The 15,663-nt window shown below is 70.8% G+C and carries 16 protein-coding genes; 7 read left to right on the plus strand and 9 right to left on the minus strand.

Going from position 1 to position 15,663, the window contains the following annotated elements; translation table 11 throughout:
* Positions 1–10: 10 nt before the first annotated feature.
* The 3 genes from MUN76_RS00005 to MUN76_RS00015 all read left to right on the plus strand — a co-directional run bounded on the left by MUN76_RS00005 (position 11) and on the right by MUN76_RS00015 (position 4,148).
* Positions 11–883, plus strand: a complete 873-nt coding sequence (locus MUN76_RS00005) for a M48 family metalloprotease (RefSeq protein WP_244686016.1) — start codon at positions 11–13, stop codon at positions 881–883.
* A gap of 216 nt (positions 884–1,099) precedes the next feature.
* Positions 1,100–2,608, plus strand: coding sequence for an MFS transporter (locus tag MUN76_RS00010; RefSeq protein ID WP_244688819.1), 1,509 nt, complete (start codon positions 1,100–1,102; stop codon positions 2,606–2,608).
* Between the two features lie 67 nt (positions 2,609–2,675).
* Positions 2,676–4,148, plus strand: coding sequence for an aspartate ammonia-lyase (locus MUN76_RS00015; RefSeq protein WP_244686018.1), 1,473 nt, complete (start codon positions 2,676–2,678; stop codon positions 4,146–4,148).
* Positions 4,149–4,262: 114 nt separating this feature from the next.
* Here MUN76_RS00015 and MUN76_RS00020 read toward each other — a convergent pair whose 3' ends face one another.
* Positions 4,263–5,129: a fumarylacetoacetate hydrolase family protein gene (locus MUN76_RS00020; protein WP_244686020.1), complete on the minus strand. Its 867-nt coding sequence runs from the start codon at positions 5,127–5,129 to the stop codon at positions 4,263–4,265.
* A gap of 129 nt (positions 5,130–5,258) precedes the next feature.
* Here MUN76_RS00020 and MUN76_RS00025 point away from each other — a divergent pair, with 129 nt between their 5' ends.
* Together MUN76_RS00025 and MUN76_RS00030 are read left to right on the plus strand one after the other, a co-directional pair.
* Positions 5,259–5,630 (plus strand): FKBP-type peptidyl-prolyl cis-trans isomerase, encoded by a 372-nt coding sequence (locus MUN76_RS00025; RefSeq protein ID WP_244686022.1) that lies wholly within the window; start codon positions 5,259–5,261, stop codon positions 5,628–5,630.
* Between the two features lie 148 nt (positions 5,631–5,778).
* The gene (locus MUN76_RS00030; RefSeq protein ID WP_244686024.1) at positions 5,779–7,236 is read left to right on the plus strand and encodes an NCS2 family permease; all 1,458 of its coding nucleotides are present in this window, start codon (positions 5,779–5,781) and stop codon (positions 7,234–7,236) included.
* A 36-nt stretch (positions 7,237–7,272) separates the two neighbouring features.
* Here the strand turns inward: MUN76_RS00030 and MUN76_RS00035 are convergent, their stop codons facing one another.
* Genes MUN76_RS00035 through MUN76_RS00050 form a run of 4 tightly spaced genes read right to left on the minus strand, consistent with a single transcriptional unit; the run spans position 7,273 to position 9,784 of the window.
* Entirely contained in the window at positions 7,273–7,770 is a 498-nt protein-coding gene (locus MUN76_RS00035; RefSeq protein WP_244686026.1) for a molybdopterin-binding protein, read from the minus strand.
* Positions 7,767–8,255: a cyclic pyranopterin monophosphate synthase MoaC gene (gene moaC, locus MUN76_RS00040; RefSeq protein ID WP_244686028.1), complete on the minus strand. Its 489-nt coding sequence runs from the start codon at positions 8,253–8,255 to the stop codon at positions 7,767–7,769. Before moaC ends, MUN76_RS00035 begins: the two co-directional genes overlap by 4 nt.
* Positions 8,248–9,531 (minus strand): molybdopterin molybdotransferase MoeA, encoded by a 1,284-nt coding sequence (locus MUN76_RS00045; protein WP_244686029.1) that lies wholly within the window; start codon positions 9,529–9,531, stop codon positions 8,248–8,250. Before MUN76_RS00045 ends, moaC begins: the two co-directional genes overlap by 8 nt.
* A gap of 4 nt (positions 9,532–9,535) precedes the next feature.
* Positions 9,536–9,784, minus strand: a complete 249-nt coding sequence (locus MUN76_RS00050; RefSeq protein ID WP_244686031.1) for a MoaD/ThiS family protein — start codon at positions 9,782–9,784, stop codon at positions 9,536–9,538.
* Positions 9,785–9,842: 58 nt separating this feature from the next.
* On the opposite strand from MUN76_RS00050, the gene MUN76_RS00055 reads away from it, so the two are divergent.
* Positions 9,843–11,000, plus strand: a complete 1,158-nt coding sequence (locus tag MUN76_RS00055) for a ThiF family adenylyltransferase (protein ID WP_244686033.1) — start codon at positions 9,843–9,845, stop codon at positions 10,998–11,000.
* 35 nt (positions 11,001–11,035) lie between these two features.
* Entirely contained in the window at positions 11,036–11,449 is a 414-nt protein-coding gene (locus MUN76_RS00060; RefSeq protein ID WP_244686035.1) for a molybdenum cofactor biosynthesis protein MoaE, read from the plus strand.
* A gap of 174 nt (positions 11,450–11,623) precedes the next feature.
* Here MUN76_RS00060 and moaA read toward each other — a convergent pair whose 3' ends face one another.
* The 4 genes from moaA to modA all read right to left on the minus strand — a co-directional run bounded on the left by moaA (position 11,624) and on the right by modA (position 15,661).
* Positions 11,624–12,694 (minus strand): GTP 3',8-cyclase MoaA, encoded by a 1,071-nt coding sequence (gene moaA / locus MUN76_RS00065; protein WP_244686037.1) that lies wholly within the window; start codon positions 12,692–12,694, stop codon positions 11,624–11,626.
* 92 nt (positions 12,695–12,786) lie between these two features.
* Complete coding sequence (locus MUN76_RS00070) at positions 12,787–14,013, minus strand: sulfate/molybdate ABC transporter ATP-binding protein (RefSeq protein ID WP_244686039.1); 1,227 nt, start codon at positions 14,011–14,013, stop codon at positions 12,787–12,789.
* On the minus strand, positions 14,010–14,810 hold the full coding sequence (locus MUN76_RS00075) for an ABC transporter permease (RefSeq protein ID WP_429953385.1): 801 nt from the start codon (positions 14,808–14,810) through the stop codon (positions 14,010–14,012). The genes MUN76_RS00070 and MUN76_RS00075 overlap by 4 nt, the downstream gene beginning before the upstream one ends.
* Positions 14,810–15,661 carry a molybdate ABC transporter substrate-binding protein gene (modA, locus tag MUN76_RS00080; RefSeq protein ID WP_244686042.1) on the minus strand — a complete coding sequence of 284 codons (852 nt, stop codon included), beginning with the start codon at positions 15,659–15,661 and terminating at the stop codon, positions 14,810–14,812. Before modA ends, MUN76_RS00075 begins: the two co-directional genes overlap by 1 nt.
* Between the last annotated feature and the right edge of the window lie 2 nt (positions 15,662–15,663).

Below are 15,663 nucleotides of genomic sequence, written 5' to 3' on the forward strand. Positions count from 1 at the left end.
GGGGAGGGCCGTGTACAGCGCGATCCGTCGCAACAAGGTCAACAGCGTCCTCATCATTGTGCTGTTCATCGCCATCGTCGGCGGCCTCGGCTGGCTCGCCGCAGCGATCTACCAGTCACCCGGAATCGTCATCACCGTGGTGGTGTTCTCGATCGGCTTCGCCGCGTTCCAGTACTTCGCGGCGGGCAAGCAGGCGATCTCGATGAGCGGGGCGCAGCGGATCACGGAGGCCGACAACCCGCGGCTCTACCGGATCGTCGAGAACCTCTCGATCACCACGGGATCCCCGATGCCCGAGGTGTACATCGTGAACGATCCCGCGCCGAACGCGTTTGCGACCGGCCGTGATCCGGAGCACGCCATGGTCGCCGCGACGACCGGGCTGCTCGATATCATGACCGACTCCGAGCTCGAGGGAGTCATGGCCCACGAGCTCGGCCACGTGCGGAACTACGACATCCGCGTCTCCATGATCGTCTACGGCCTGGTGGTCGCGGTCGGCATGATCTCCGATGTGCTCGTCCGCATGGCGTTCTTCGGGCGGAACAACAGCAACGGCAACCCCGTGGTGCTGATCTTCGGGCTCGTCGCGATGATCGTCGCGCCCATCATCGCCTCGCTCGTGCAGCTCGCCGTGTCGCGCCAGCGCGAGTACCTGGCCGACGCGACCGGGGCCCTCACGACCCGGCACCCGGAGGCGCTCGCGAGCGCCCTCCACAAGCTCTCCGAGTACGGCCGGCCGCTGCAGAAGCAGAGCTCGAGCATGGCGCACCTCTGGATCGCGGATCCGCTGAAGCCCGGCATGATGCAGCGGCTGTTCGCCACGCACCCGCCGATCCCGGATCGGATTCGCCGGCTGCTCGACATGGGCGGCAAGTTCTAAGCGCCCATTCTCGTGAGCCGAGGTCGGCTCACACGGCGTGGCCGCGAAACGCTGCGCGTGTCTTCGAGCGGCCGGCCGGGGCGGCACGTTCCCACCGGGCGGTAACCGGCACCTGCGCTGAAAGCGCTGCGCCGTTGGCGAAGCCCGCACCCCGCGTCCGAGGCACGGCGTATGGTTGAGGAGAACCCTGAGGAGGTCTCCCCACCCGTGTCGAACATGTTCCGCTCCCTGTCCATTCGCAATTACCGCATTTGGTTCGTGGGAGCGCTCGTGTCGAACATCGGCGCGTGGATGCAGGCGACGACGCAGAACTGGGTGGTGCTCACCGAGCTCACCGCCAACAACGCGGCGGCGGTCGGGGTGACCATGGCGCTGCAGTTCGGCCCGCAGCTCGTGCTCGTGCCGTTCAGCGGGGCCGTCGCCGATCGCTTCGAGCGGCGCAAAGTGCTGCTGGTCACCCAGTCGCTGCTCATGCTGCTCGCGGCCGGGCTCGGGGCCCTGCTCATCACCGGTGCCGCGGAGCTGTGGCACCTGTACGCCTTCGCGCTCGCCCTCGGGATCGTGAACGCCTTCGACACGACGGCCCGCCAGGCGTTCGTCTCGGACCTCGTCGGCACGGCGCAGCTCTCGAACGCGGTCGCGCTCAACTCGGCCTCCTTCAACTCCGCACGACTCGTGGGGCCGGCCGTGGCCGGGATCCTCATCGCGATCGTCGGCTCGGGCTGGGTGTTCCTCATCAACGCCGTCTCATTCCTCGGGGTGATCAGCGCGCTGCTGCTCATCCGCACCGCACGACGCGCCCCCTCCGAGGAGCCGAAGCGGGAGTCGCAACTGCGCCAGCTCTCGGCCGGGCTCCGCTACGTGCGGGGCCGGCACGACCTCGTGGTCGTCTTCGCCATCGTCTTCCTGCTCGGCACATTCAGTATGAACTTCCCGGTGATGTCGTCGACCATGGCCGTCGAGTTCGGCCGCGGTGCGAGCGACTACGGGCTCCTCTCCTCGATCCTCGCGATCGGGTCCCTGACCGGCGCGCTCCTGGTCGCGCGCAGGCCGGCCGCTCGCATGCGCGTGGTGATCATGGCCGCGGGTGGCATCGGCGTCGTGAGTGTGCTGGCCGCGATCATGCCGACGTTCTGGACGTTCGCGGTCATGCTCATCTTCCTCGGCTTCGCGATCTCCACGCTGCTCACCACGGCCAACGGGTTCGTGCAGACCACCACCAAGCCCGCCGTCCGCGGCAGAGTCCTCGCGCTGTACATCGCGGTGCTCATGGGCGGGACGCCGCTGGGAGCGCCGCTCGTCGGCGCGGCCGCCGACGCGCTCGGCGCTCGCTCGACGCTCTTCATCAGCGCCGCCGCGGCGTTCACCGCGTTCGGGATCGGGATCACCTGGCTGTTCATCGAGCGGGAGCTGCGGTTCCATCGGAGCGGTGGTCTCCGCTTCGCGGTGACCCACGCCGGCCGCCCCGGCGTCGACGACGACCACTCCGGGCAGACCGAGACGCTCACCGCGCCGATCACCGTGCTCGGACGGGGGGAGAAGGTCCTCACCCCCGCGGAATCGGCGCCCATCGAGGGCCCCGCGGTCGACGTGGCGACGGGCACGATCGACACCAACGGCGATCCCGATGCGGATCCCGGAACCGACGACCCGTCGGACCCCGACGGCCCGGGCGACCACGGCGGTGAGGACTGGCCCCGCAGTATTCGCCGCCCGCGAGGTTGATGGCTAGGCTGGGAGGGTCCGTGCGGCCGTGGCCGCAACATTCTTGAATATGGAGCCGAGATAACTGGTGAGTGACTACCTGGCAGCGCAGACCCGAACCGAAACGGACTCGATCGGCAGCCTGGAGATCCCGGCAGCCGCCTATTGGGGCGTGCACACCGCGCGTGCGCACGAGAACTTCCCGATCGCACGACGCCCCGTCTCCGTCTACCCCGATTTCATCCGCGCGTTCGCCTGCGTGAAGCAGGCCGCGGCGCGCGCGAACCTCGAGATCGGCGCGCTCGACGAGCAACGGGCGACCCTCATCGACCGGGCGTGCGAGGAGATCAAGACCGGCATGCTGCACGACCAGTTCGTCGTGGGTGTGGTGCAGGGCGGCGCGGGTACCTCGACGAACATGAACGCGAACGAGGTCATCACGAACCGCGCGCTCGAGCTCGCGGGGCACGCCAAGGGCGACTACGACTTCATCAACCCCAACGACCACACCAACCGCAGCCAGTCGACGAACGACACGTACCCGACCGCGATCAAGATCGCCCTCGCGTTCTCCCTGGAGAGCCTGCTCGTCGAGCTCGACCTGCTGTCGCAGTCGTTCGCGGCCAAGGGGCGCGAGTTCTCCCACATCGTGAAGGTCGGCCGCACCCAGCTGCAGGACGCCGTGCCGATGACGCTCGGGCAGGAGTTCACCGCGTTTGCGGTCACGCTGCGCGAGGACATCGAGCGTCTGCGCGAGGCCGTCACGCTGCTGCGCGAGGTCAACATGGGGGCGACGGCGATCGGCACCGGCATCAACGCCCCGCGCGGGTACAAGGAGACCGTGATCCGGCACCTCCGCGAGATCACGAACCTCGACCTCGAGACCGCGGGCGACCTCGTCGAGTCGACGAGCGACACGGGCGTCTTCATCACCTTCTCGGGCGCCCTCAAGCGGAGCGCACTCAAGCTTTCGAAGATCTCCAACGACCTGCGGCTGCTCTCGTCGGGTCCGCAGGCGGGTCTCGGCGAGATCAACCTCCCGGCGCGCCAGGCCGGCTCGTCCATCATGCCCGGCAAGGTGAACCCGGTGATCCCGGAGGCGGTCTCGCAGGTGGCCTACTCGGTCGCCGGCGCCGATGTCACCGTGTCCATGGCCGTCGAGGCGGGGCAGCTCCAGCTCAACGCCTTCGAGCCGATCATCGCGCACTCGCTCTTCCAGTCGATCACCTGGCTTGAGCGGGCCTGCCAGACGCTCCGGGTCAACTGCGTCGACGGTATCACCGCGAACGAGGAGCGGCTCGAGGACATGGTGTCGCGCTCCGTCACCGTCATCACGGCGCTCGCGCCCGTCATCGGCTACTCGGCCGCCGCGAAGCTCGCGAAGGAGGCGCTCGCGACCAACGCGAAGATCTCCGAGCTGGTGGTGTCGCGCGGGTTGCTCGGCGAGGATGAGCTGGCAGAGATGCTGCATCCGATGAAGCTCGCGGGTCTCGCGCCGGAGACCGGGGCGATCAACACCGTGCGGGAGGCGCCCGAGAAGCTCGAGGACGGTCGCGACTAGGGACGTCACGCACTGCGGTGCGGGAACACTGAGGGGGTTGGGAGCGATTGCTCCCCACCCCCTCAGTGCGTGCGGCCGCGCGCGGCGACCGGCGGACTCGGCGTTACGACCGCGTCAGCCCTGCACGCAGTGCGACGTCAGCGCGCCGATGCCCTCGATGGTCACGGTGACCTCGGTGCCCGGGCGAAGGTAGAGCGGGGGCTTCCGCGAGCGGCCGGCACCGCCGGGTGAACCGGTGGAGATCACCGTGCCGGGCAGCAGCGTCAGCGACTGCGAGATCGATGCGATGAGCTGCGCGACGCTGCGGATCATGAAGCTCGTCGACGAGTCCTGCACCCGCAGCCCATCGACATCGGTGGTGAGGTGGAGCGCCTGGGGATCCGGGATCTGATCGGCCGTGACGACCACGGGTCCGACCGGAGTGAAGCCGTCGAACGACTTGCACCGCGACCACTGCGGCTCCTGGAACTGGATGTTGCGCGCCGTGATGTCGTTGATGACGGTGTAGCCGAAGACATGCTGCAGCGCCTCCTCGGGGGAGACGTCCTTCGCGGCGGTGCCGATGATGACACCGAGCTCACCCTCGTAGTCGACCTCCTCGCTCAGGTGGGTCGGGATCCGCACCTCGGCCTCGTGGGCGCCGAGCGAGTTCGGGAAGAGCGAGAACAGCACCGGGCCCGAATCGTTGTCGAGGTTCAGCTCGCTCGCGTGCTCGTCGTAGTTCAGGCCGACCGCGAGCACGATCGGCGCACCGATCACCGCGGGCGCGAAGCGCACCCCCTCGACCGGATCGCCGGCGTCGGCGGGCAACGCGTCGACCTGACGGCGCAGCGCCTCGAGCGCGCCGGGGCCCTCGGAGATGAAGTCCTGCAGCGTGGCGGAGGCGACCCCGAGACGGCTGACTGGGACGAATCGGTCCTCCCGGATCACCACGAGCTCGGGGGCGGAAGCGGGGGAGCTGATCAAGTGCGCAAATCTCACTTCTCAAGGGTATCGGACCGGGGTCCCGCCCGTCTCCGCTCCGGTCACGGTTGCGTGACATTGCGCACGAACGTTCCCTCTGAGCGAACTCGGAGGTCGATTCGGCTCCCGATCCGGGAGAATGTGGGTATGACTGAGACCCCGAAGACCAAGCCCGAGATCGACGCCCCCGAGGGCCCCGCACCCACCGAGCTGGAGATCATCGACCTCGTCGAGGGAACCGGTGAGGAGGCGCTCGCCAGTTCGACCGTCGACGTGCACTACCTCGGCGTCGAGTTCGACTCCGGTGAAGAGTTCGATTCCTCCTGGAGCCGCGGCGAGTCCATCAACTTCCCGCTCCGCGCGCTGATCCAGGGCTGGCAGGTCGGCATCCCCGGCATGAAGGTCGGCGGACGCCGCAAGCTCGTCGTGCCCCCGGCGCAGGCGTACGGCACCTCCGGCGGTCACCCGCTGTCGGGCAAGACCCTCATCTTCGTCATCGATCTGCAGGGTGTGAGCTGACACCACCCGCGTCACCCAGATCTGCAGGCCCGCTCGGCACCGTCCGAGCGGGCCTGCAGTGCGTCCGGGGCCATTCGGAGTCGTCCGCCCCCAGATGATACGGTCTTTCTGGTCAGCACACACCCAGCTTGAGTGATCGGAGACACCCGTGGCAGAGGCACCTCGAACGCAGACGGAGGCGCGGGGAGCGATCGACCGCTTCTTCCACATCTCGGAGCGAGGGTCCACCGTCGGCACGGAGATCCGCGGCGGTCTCGTCACCTTCGTCACGATGGCCTACATCGTGATCCTGAACCCGATCATCCTCTCCGGCAAGGAGGACGTCGCGGGCAACATGCTCGAGTTCGGCCAGGTGAGCGCGGTCACCGCCCTCGCCGCCGGGGTGATGACGATCCTCTTCGGACTCGTCTCCCGTCTGCCCTTCGCGTTCGCCGCGGGACTCGGCATCAACGCCTTCCTCGCGTTCTCGGTGGTGCAGGAGGTGACGTGGCCCGAGGCGATGGCGATCGTCGTGATCAACGGCCTCCTCATCGTGCTCCTGGCCGCGACCGGCCTCCGACGCATGATCTTCGACGCGGTGCCCGTGCAGCTGAAGCTCGCCATCACGGTCGGGATCGGGTTCTTCATCGCGTTCATCGGCTTCGTGAACTCCGGCTTCGTCGATGCCACGGGGCAGTCGTCGCCGCCCGTGGGCCTCGGTCCGGCCGGCGTCGGCTTCATCGCCACGATCCCGACACTCATCTTCGTGGTCACGCTGGTGCTGACCGGCATCCTGGTCGCGAAGAAGGTCAAGGGCGGGATCCTCATCGGTCTCGTCAGCGGCACCGTGATCGCCGTGATCGTGGAGGCGATCTGGAAGATCGGACCGAAGTTCGGTGCGGACGGCGCGCTCAACCCGGGAGGCTGGAGTCTCACCGAGCCCGTGCTCGGCGGCAACCCGTTTGCGGTGCCGGATCTTTCGCTCGTCGGTGCCGTCAGCTTCGACTTCGGCAAGGTCGGCCTCGTCACGGTCATCATGCTCGTCTTCACGCTGCTCTTCACGAACTTCTTCGATGCCATGGGCACGATGACGGGTCTGTCGCGGGAGGCCGGGCTCGCGAACGAGCAGGGCAACTTCCCCCGCATCAAGTCCGCGCTCATCGTGGAGGGCGTCGGCGCCGTGGTCGGCGGCGGCACCTCGTCGTCCTCCACCACCGTGTTCATCGAGTCCGGGGCGGGCATCGGGGAGGGTGCCCGCACGGGCCTCGCGAACGTCGTCACGGGTCTCGTCTTCCTGCTCGCGATGTTCTTCACCCCGCTCACCGAGGTCGTGCCCACGGAGGTCGCGGCCGCGGCGCTCGTGATCGTCGGCGCGATGATGATGTCGCAGATCGCCAACATCGACCTCACCGACTTCCGCGTGCTGCTGCCGGTGTTCCTGACGGCGGCGGTCATGCCGCTCAGCTACTCGATCGCCAACGGCATCGGCGCGGGCTTCGTGTCGTGGGTGCTCGTGCACGCGTTCACGGGCAAGGCCAAGCAGGTGCACTGGCTGCTGTGGATCGTGTCCGTCGGGTTCGTGATCTTCTTCGCTCGCGGGCCGATCGAGGCGTTCCTCGGGGTCTGAAGGTCGGGGATGACGCACGGCCCGTGATGCGCGAAGCTACCGGCGGTCGCCGTGCCCGTCATTCGCGGCGCCCCCGCGCTGCGCGAGCAGGTGCGTCAGCACTCCATCGAGCACGGCGAGGCCGTCGCGGACCCCACCGGTGGAGCCCGGCAGTGTCATCACGAACGTCGGGCCCGAGAACCCCGCGACGCCTCGGGTGAGCACCGCGGTGGGGAGCGTCGCGGCGCCGCGCCGCCGCAACTCCTCGATGAGGCCCGGCAGTCGCACGTCGAGCAGCGGATCGACGGCCTCGGGGGTGCGGTCGCTCGGGGAGATGCCGGTGCCCCCGGTGGTGAGGATCAGCGCGGGCCGATCGGTCAGGGCTGAACGGACGGCAGCGGCAACCGGATCACCGTCGGCGACGACCTCGGCCGGCGGGGCGTCGAAACCGCGCTCGTGCAGCCACGCCCGAATCGCGGGGCCGGTCGTGTCCGCGGCGGTGCCGGCGGCGGCGCTCGTCGACGCCACGATGACCCGCGCGGCGCCGGTGCTCACTCGACGGACCAATCGCCGCTTTTGCCGCCCGACTTGGCGAGCACCCGGGTATCGGTGATCGACGCATGCTTGTCGACCGCTTTGATCATGTCGTAGAGCGTGAGGGCCGCGATGCTCGCGGCCGTCAGCGCCTCCATCTCGACGCCGGTGAGCCCGCGCGTCGTGACACTCGCGACCACCCGGACCCGGTCGCCGTGCGCCTCGAAATCGATCGCCAGCTTCGTGAGTGGCAGCGGGTGGCACAGCGGGATGAGCTCGGCCGTGCGCTTGGCCGCCATGATCCCGGCGATGCGCGCCGTGCCGAGCGCCTCGCCCTTGGGCAGGGCGCCGGTCACGAGCAGGTCGACCACGTCGGCGCGAGTGACGAGCGTCGACTCGGCCCGCGCGGTGCGGGTGGTGATCGCTTTGTCGGTGACGTCGACCATGTGGGCGCTGCCGTCGCCGCGCAGGTGGGTCAGCCGCTGATCGGCGGAGGGGTCAGTCATGGAGTCTCCAGGTGTCGACGGGGGTGTCCGCGGGGAAGTGGTCGATCCCGAGCGGCAGGTGCACGAGCACGTCGGCGGCGGCGAGCTCGCTGAGCAGGTGGGATCCGGGCGCGCTCACCGTGACCCGGCCGTCGGCGCCGATGCGGCCGCGCCGCACCTGGTGCTTGTCGACGGGCGACTCGGCGTCGTGCGCGAGCCGGAGTCGTTCCCGCCGCCGCTCGGCGGGCAGCCCGGCCGCGTCGCGGAGGAGCGGGAGCACAAACGTCTCCGCTGAGATCAGCGCGCTGACGGGATTGCCGGGGAAGCAGACGACCGGAATCGCGGTGCCGTCGCGGTCGAGGCTGCCGAGGCCCTGCGGCCCGCCGGGCTGCATCGCGACCGATCCGAACGCGATCCCGAGCGGTGCGAGCGCCTCGCGGACGACCTCGAACGCACCCGCGCTGATCCCGCCCGAGGTGATGACGAGGTCCACCTCCGCGAGCGAACCGAGCACCGCGTCGCGGAAGTCGTTCGCGCGGTCTCCGCTCCGGAGCGTGGTCACCACGGCGCCCGCGTCGCGCAGCGCCGCGGCCAGCATCGGGGTGTTGGCGTCATGGATCAGTCCGGTGGCCGCGCCACGAGACACTGCACCGAGCGAGTCCGTGCGGAGCAGCTCGTCGCCGGTGGAGCAGACGAGCACCCGGAGTGTCGGCCGCACGGGAACCGCGACGACTCCCGCCGCCGCGAGCACACCGATGCGCGCAGGGGTGAGGCGCACGCCCTCGGGCAGGATCTCGGAGCCCACCCGCGCGTCTTCGCCCGCTCGCCGGACGAAGCGGCCGACCTCGACGGGTGCGCTGAAAGCGACCGACCCCGTGGGCGGCGGATCCCCGACCCGGCTGAGCGCGCCGAACTGCGGCGGCTCGCAGCGCTCGATGGGGACCACGGCGTCGGCGCCGCGCGGCACCACCGCGCCCGTCATGATCGGTGAGGCCGTTCCGGGCGCGTGCTGCCCGATCCGGTCGCCGGCCGCTGTGGTCCGGCCGATCGGCAGTGAGACCGGCGCCGACGCACTGGCGTCTGCGAGATCCGCGGCGCGCACCGCGTACCCGTCCATCTGCGAGTTGTCGAACGGGGGGAGCGGCGTCCCGGTGAGGATCGCCGCGGCGGTGACGCGAGTGCGGAGATCGGGATCGCCGACCGGGATCGTCTCGGGGGCGTGCTCGCGCAGGCGCTGCAGCGCGGGAGCGAGGAGCTCGCGCACCGCGGCGGTGTGCTCGGCGATGGTGCGGCGCACGGGCCTACCCGCCCGCGAACGGTGGAAGGACGTCGACCGTGGTGCCGAGCGGCGCGGCGCCGTCCCGCTGCACCGTGCCGTCCACGAGGAAGGAGCCCGAGCGCATGACCCGGCGCATCGCGTCGCCGTAGCGCTCGCCGAGGGCGGCGCGCAGCGAGTCGAGATCCGTGCCCGGTCCGAGGTTCCACACCTCTTCGTCTCGACCGGCCGCCTCGGCTGCGGCGGCGAAGTAACGAACGGTCAGTTGGCCCATACCAGCATCGTATCCGGTGCGACCGACAGCCCGCTCCGGGCCGTCCTAGACTGGCCGCATGGATCCCGCATCACGCCCCGCACCGCTCGTCGCTCCGGGCCCGGCCCTCAGCGCCGAGCACACCGCCCGAGCGCAGCGGCAGATCATCCTCCCCGGCTTCGGCGAGATCGCGCAGCGGCGTCTTCGGGCCGCACGGGTGCTCGTGGTCGGCGCCGGGGGACTCGGAAGCGCGAGTGTGCCCTACCTCGTGGGATCCGGGATCGGCACGATCGGCATCGTGGACGACGACCGGGTCGAGCTCTCGAACCTCCACCGCCAGGTCTCGCACGCCACCGCGGACATCGGGCGGCTCAAGGCGACCTCACTCGCGGAGACCGCGCGCGCCCTCGACCCCGGCGTCACCCTGGTGACGCACCCCGAGCGGCTCACTTCCGAGACAGCGCTCGAGGTGCTGGGCGGCTACGACCTCGTGATCGACGGCAGCGACAACTTTCCGACCCGCTACCTCGTCGCAGATGCGGCCGAGCTGCTCGGGATCCCGCTCGTGTGGGGGTCGCTGCTGCAGGTGCACGGGCAGGTGGGGGTGTCGTGGCGGCCCGCGTGGCCCGGATACCGCGATCTGTTTCCGGTGCCGCCCGCGCCCGAGGACGTCGTGGACTGCGGCACCGGCGGGGTGCTGCCGGGCCTCTGCGGCACCATCGGCTCGATGCTCGCGACCGAGGCGCTGAAGCTGATCACCGGCCTCGGCGATCCGCTCCTCGGGCGGGTGCTCGTGGTCGACGCCCTCGCGGCGCGGACCCGGGACATCGCATACGGTCGCGACCCCGGCGCCGACCCCGTCACCGGATTGATCGACACCGAGCGGTTCTCTGCCGGGCCCGATCCCGAACCGCCGGAGATCTCGGCCGAGGAGCTCGCTCGACGCTGGGCGGCGGGGGAGACCCCGAGGCTCCTCGACGTGCGCACCCCGGAGGAGCGCGAGCGGCTGCGGGTGCCCGGCGCGGAGTCCGTGCCGCTCGACGAGCTGGAGAACGCTGAGCCCGTGATCCACGGCCCCGTGATCGTGCACTGCGAGCGGGATCCTCGGTCGATCCGCGCCGCCAAGCTCCTCATCTCCCGAGGCGTGTCGGAGGTCCGATTCCTGCGCGGCGGGATCCAGGCGCTCGCGGCGATCGCCCCGGAGCAGCTTGCGGGGACCGCGCGCGATACGCTGTGAGGGCCGGAGACGCGAACCCCGGCGGAGAGCGCCCGATGAGTCAGAGTTTTGCCCACGTCACGACCACGCCGATCGACGAGGCCGCGGTGCGCGCTGCGGTCGATGCCCCCGAGTGCGGGGCGGTCGTCACGTTCAGCGGGGTGATCCGGGATCACGACGGAGGCGCCGAGGTGCGTTCGCTCGACTACAGCGCGCACCCCGACGCCGAGCGCTTCCTGCGCGAGATCCTCGCCGACGAGCGCGCCTCGAGCGGGCTCCGCCTGGCCGCCGTGCACCGGATCGGCGCCCTCGAGATCGGCGACGTGGCGCTCGCCGCAGCGGTCTCGGCGCCGCACCGGGCCGAGGCGTTCGCGGCGATCGAGCGGCTGGTCGAGCGCATCAAACACGAGGTGCCGATCTGGAAGCGGCAGCACTTCACGAGCGGCAGTTCGGAGTGGGTCGGCCTGTAGCTGATTGGTTCCGAGGTTTCGGTGGTCGTACGCCGCCAGCGGGCTGAGGATCGGGCGAGCTTGTGCCGACGTTCGTGCAGAGATCTGCATTCCTGCTGAGAGATTCGGGCAACGGGTTCAGCGGGAATGCAGATCTCTGCGTCAGTGCGTGTCTGGCCCGCACGTTCTCGTCCGCTAGCCGCCGATGTACGACATCTCGATCCGCGGCCCGTCGGCGACGACGCCCTGCGCGCGCAGCTCCGAATAGCGGTCGTCGCGCCTCGCCCAGACTCCCGAGAGCGCAACTGCGAGTTCGGCATCGGTCGCACCGGAGCGCAGGATCTCGCGCAGATCCGTGCCCGCGGTCGCGAAGAGGCACGTGAAGAGTTTGCCCTCGGCAGACACCCGGGCGCGGGAGCAGTCGCCGCAGAAGGCGCCGGTGACACTCGAGATGACGCCGATCTCACCTGAGCCGTCGCGGTAGCGCCAGCGCTTCGCCGTCTCGCCCGGGTGTGTGGCGGGGAGCGGTTCGAGCGGGTGCACGGCGTCGATCCGGCGCACGATCTCGGCCGACGGCACGACGTCCGCCATCTCCCAGCCGTTCGACGACCCGACGTCCATGTACTCGATGAAGCGCAGGGTGCGCCCCGTGCCCCGGAAGTGCTCCGCCAGGTCCAGTACCTCGTCGTCGTTGACCCCGCGCTTGACGACCGCGTTCACCTTGACCGGCCCGAGCCCCGCGGCCTCAGCGGCCTCGATGCCGGCGAACACCCGGGCGAGCGGGAAGCGCACGTCGTTGATGGCCTGGAAACGATCCTCCCGCAGCGAATCGACGGAGACCGTGACCCGATTGAGGCCCGCCTCGCGCAGCGCCTCGGCCTTGACCGGGAGCGCCGAGCCGTTCGTCGTGAGTGCGAGGTCGATGCGCTGCCCGTCGGGGGTGCGCAGCTTCGCGAGCTCCGCGATGAGCGCTTCGATCCCGCGGCGCAGCAGCGGTTCACCGCCCGTCAGGCGGAGTTTGCGCACGCCGAGCCCGACGGCGGCGCGGGCGACCCGTTCGATCTCAGCGAAGCTCAGCAGCTGGTCATGGTCGAGGAACGGGTAGTCGCGCCCGAAGAGTTCTTTCGGCATGCAGTAGACGCAGCGGAAGTTGCACCGGTCGGTTACCGAGATCCGCAGGTCGCGCAGGGGGCGGCGACGCGCGTCGGTCAGTCCGAGCGAGGGGAGTCGTCGTGCGCCCGGGGCCGCGGTGGAGTCCGTGAGCATCGCCGCACCACCCCCGTTCCTCGCGTCTCAGGACGCCCCGCCCCTGTCCCCAGACCCTAACACCGCGCACTGTGCGCGGGATCCTCGACGCGTCACGCCGGGGTGGCGAAGCGGACTTCGGCTTCGGGAAGGTGCCAGACCGCGGGTGCTCCGGGGGCGAGCCAGGGGTCGAGCACCCGCGCGAGCGGGAGCACGGCCCAGGCCTCGGGCCACTCAGCGCAGGCGACCCGGATCCCGGCCGGGCCGGTCGACACCTCTCCGACGGTGCCGCACCAGGTGTTCGCGGCGCTCGCGCTCGCCGCGTCGTTGGCGCTCGCCGCTGCCTCGATCCGCACCTGCGCCGGATCGAAGCTGGCGACCGCGGGGGTGCCCGGCGCCGGCAGCGCTCCCCGGCCGCGCAGCTCCGCGAGCGGAGCGTCGTGCAGCTCGAGTCGGGCGTCGGGATCGGCGGCGTGCCGCACCGTGCCGTGCAGGAGGCCGCGCCCGGTGAACGCCGCGGCGAAGGGGGTGGCCGGAGACTCGAGGACTGCGGCGACGGATCCCTCCTGGGCGACGCGTCCCGACTCCAGCACGAGCACCCGATCTGCGAGGGCGATGAGATCGAGCGGATCGTGGCTCACGATCACGACCGGAATGCCGAGCCTCCGGGTCTCCGCGGCCACGAGCGCGCGCAGCTCCGCACGACTCGTCACGTCGAGCGCGGCGAACGGCTCGTCGAGCAGCAGCAGCTCCGGCTCCGACGCCAGGGTGCGCGCGATGGCGACGCGCTGCTGCTGGCCGCCCGAGAGGTCGCGGGCTCGGGCGCTGCCGCGAGCCGGGAGCCCGACACGTTCGAGCCACTCGTCGGCGGTGCGATCCGCCGCGCGGCGGGCGCTCCCGTGCGCTCGCGGCGCGAAGGCAATGTTGGCGCGGGCGCCGAGGTGCGGGAAGAGGAGGGCGCGCTGATCGAGCAGCCCGATCCGCCGGTCGGCGCGCCGGAGGTCGACGACGGCGCCGGACGTGCGGACCGTGCCGTCCGCCCCGTTCATGCCGTCGGTGCCGCGGCGGGTCAGCGTCCGTCCGGCGAGGCGGATGCGTCCGGTGTCGATCCGCTGCGATCCGGCGATCGAGGCGAGCAGCGTCGACTTGCCGGAGCCGTTCGCCCCGATGATCGCGAGCGTCTCGCCCGCGGCGACGCGAACGTTCGCGGATACCGAGAACGTGCCGAGTTCCACCTGCACGGTCGCATCAAGCCCCGAGGCGTCGAGTCCGGCGGCATTTTGACCCCGGGCGTCGGCGCCGGTGGCCTCGGCGCCAGCGCCGGAGAGCGCGGCGGTCACGAGGCGATCCCGGTCGGCCGGGTGCGCATGCCGAGCAGGGCGATGACCGCGACGAGCACGAGGAGCAGTGACAGCGTGAGCGCGGTGTCCTGCGTCACCCCCGCGCCGTTGAAGGCGGTGTAGATCGCGAGCGGCATGGTGCGCGTAGTGCCCTCGGCATTGCCGGCGAACAGTGCGGTCGCGCCGAACTCGCCGAGCGCGCGGGTGAAGCAGAGGATCGTGCCGGCGGCCAGACTCGGGGCCAGCAGGGGCAGCGTGACGCGCCGCAGCACCGTCCACGGTCGCGCTCCCAGCCCCTCCGCGGCCCGCTCGTAGCCGCCGTCGAGCCCGCGCAGCGCGCCCTCGACCGCGATCACGAGGAATGGCAGCGCGACGAAGGTCTGCGCGATCACCACGGCGGCGGTGGTGAACGGGATTCGGATCCCGAGCCCGTCGAGCGCGTCGCCGAGCACACCTCCGCGGCCCAGAAGTGAGAGCAGGGCGAGCCCGCCGACGAGCGGCGGCAGGACGAGCGGGAGCGTCGTGAGGGCGCGCAGCACGGTGGCGAGGGGTGCCGGGGCGCGAGCGATGGCGAGGGCGAGCGGTACCCCGAGCACAAGGCACAGCACGGTCGCGATGGACGCGGTGAGGAGGGACAGGCCGAGCGCGCTGAGCGCCGCGGGGCTCGTGAGGGTTGCGGGCACCTGCGCCCAGTCCACCCGGAGGAACAGCGCCGCGAGCGGGAGGAGGAGCACCGCCGCCGCGAGCGCGGCCGGCACCCAGACCGCGATCGGCAGCGCGGCCCGCCGGGTCCGGATCACGGCGCCCGGAAGCCGAGGTCCTCGAGCAACTGCTGGGCCTCGTCGGTGCTGAGGAACTCGATGAAGGCACGTGCGACCTCGGGCGACGCGGCGTCGCTGACCGGGGCGATCACGTAGCTGCCCGCGGCGTCCGAGGCATCGGTGATCTCGATCCCGTCGACATCGCCGCCCGACCGCAGCACATCGGAGGCGTAGACGAGCCCCGCGTCGGCCTCGCCCGCGGCGACCTTCGTGAGCACGGCGGAGACGTTCTGCTCCTCGCTCGCCGGTGCGAGCTCCACGCCGTCTCGCTCGAGCAGCGTCTGCGACGCCGAGCCGCACGGCACTTCGGCGGCGCAGACCACCACGACGGGGGGAGCGCCGCTCTCGGTCGGGGCCGCGAGGTCGGCCAGATCACTGATCCCGAGCGGGTTGCCGGGTGCGACGGCGATCACCAGCTCGCTCGTCGCGAATGTCGTGGGGGAGCCGTCGATCAGACCGCCGTCGACGACCTTCTGCATGTTCGCCTCGTCCGCGGACGCGAACACGTCGACGGGTGCGCCGGCGAGGATCTGGGTCGCCAGTACGGACGATCCGTCGTAGGTGAAGGTCAGGTCGATCTCGGGGTGAAGGGCCTCGAAGGACTCGGCCAGGGGTTCGAATGCCGGTTCGAGGGACGCCGCGGCGAAGACGGCAAGCTCGCCGCTCAGCGTGTCGGTGTCGGCCGTGGCGTCCGCGGGCGTCGTCTCCTCCGGGGTCGACTGCGGGGCGCAGCCGAGCAGCGTTCCGGCCGCGGCGACGAGCAGGGTCGCGGCGAAGAGGCGGACGGGGGTGCGTGCGGGGATCCCGCGAGACGTCGGTGCGGCCACAG

Origin of the sequence: Leucobacter rhizosphaerae, from assembly GCF_022919175.1 — a bacterium.
In the GTDB taxonomy this organism is placed as follows: Bacteria; Actinomycetota; Actinomycetes; order Actinomycetales; family Microbacteriaceae; genus Leucobacter; species Leucobacter rhizosphaerae.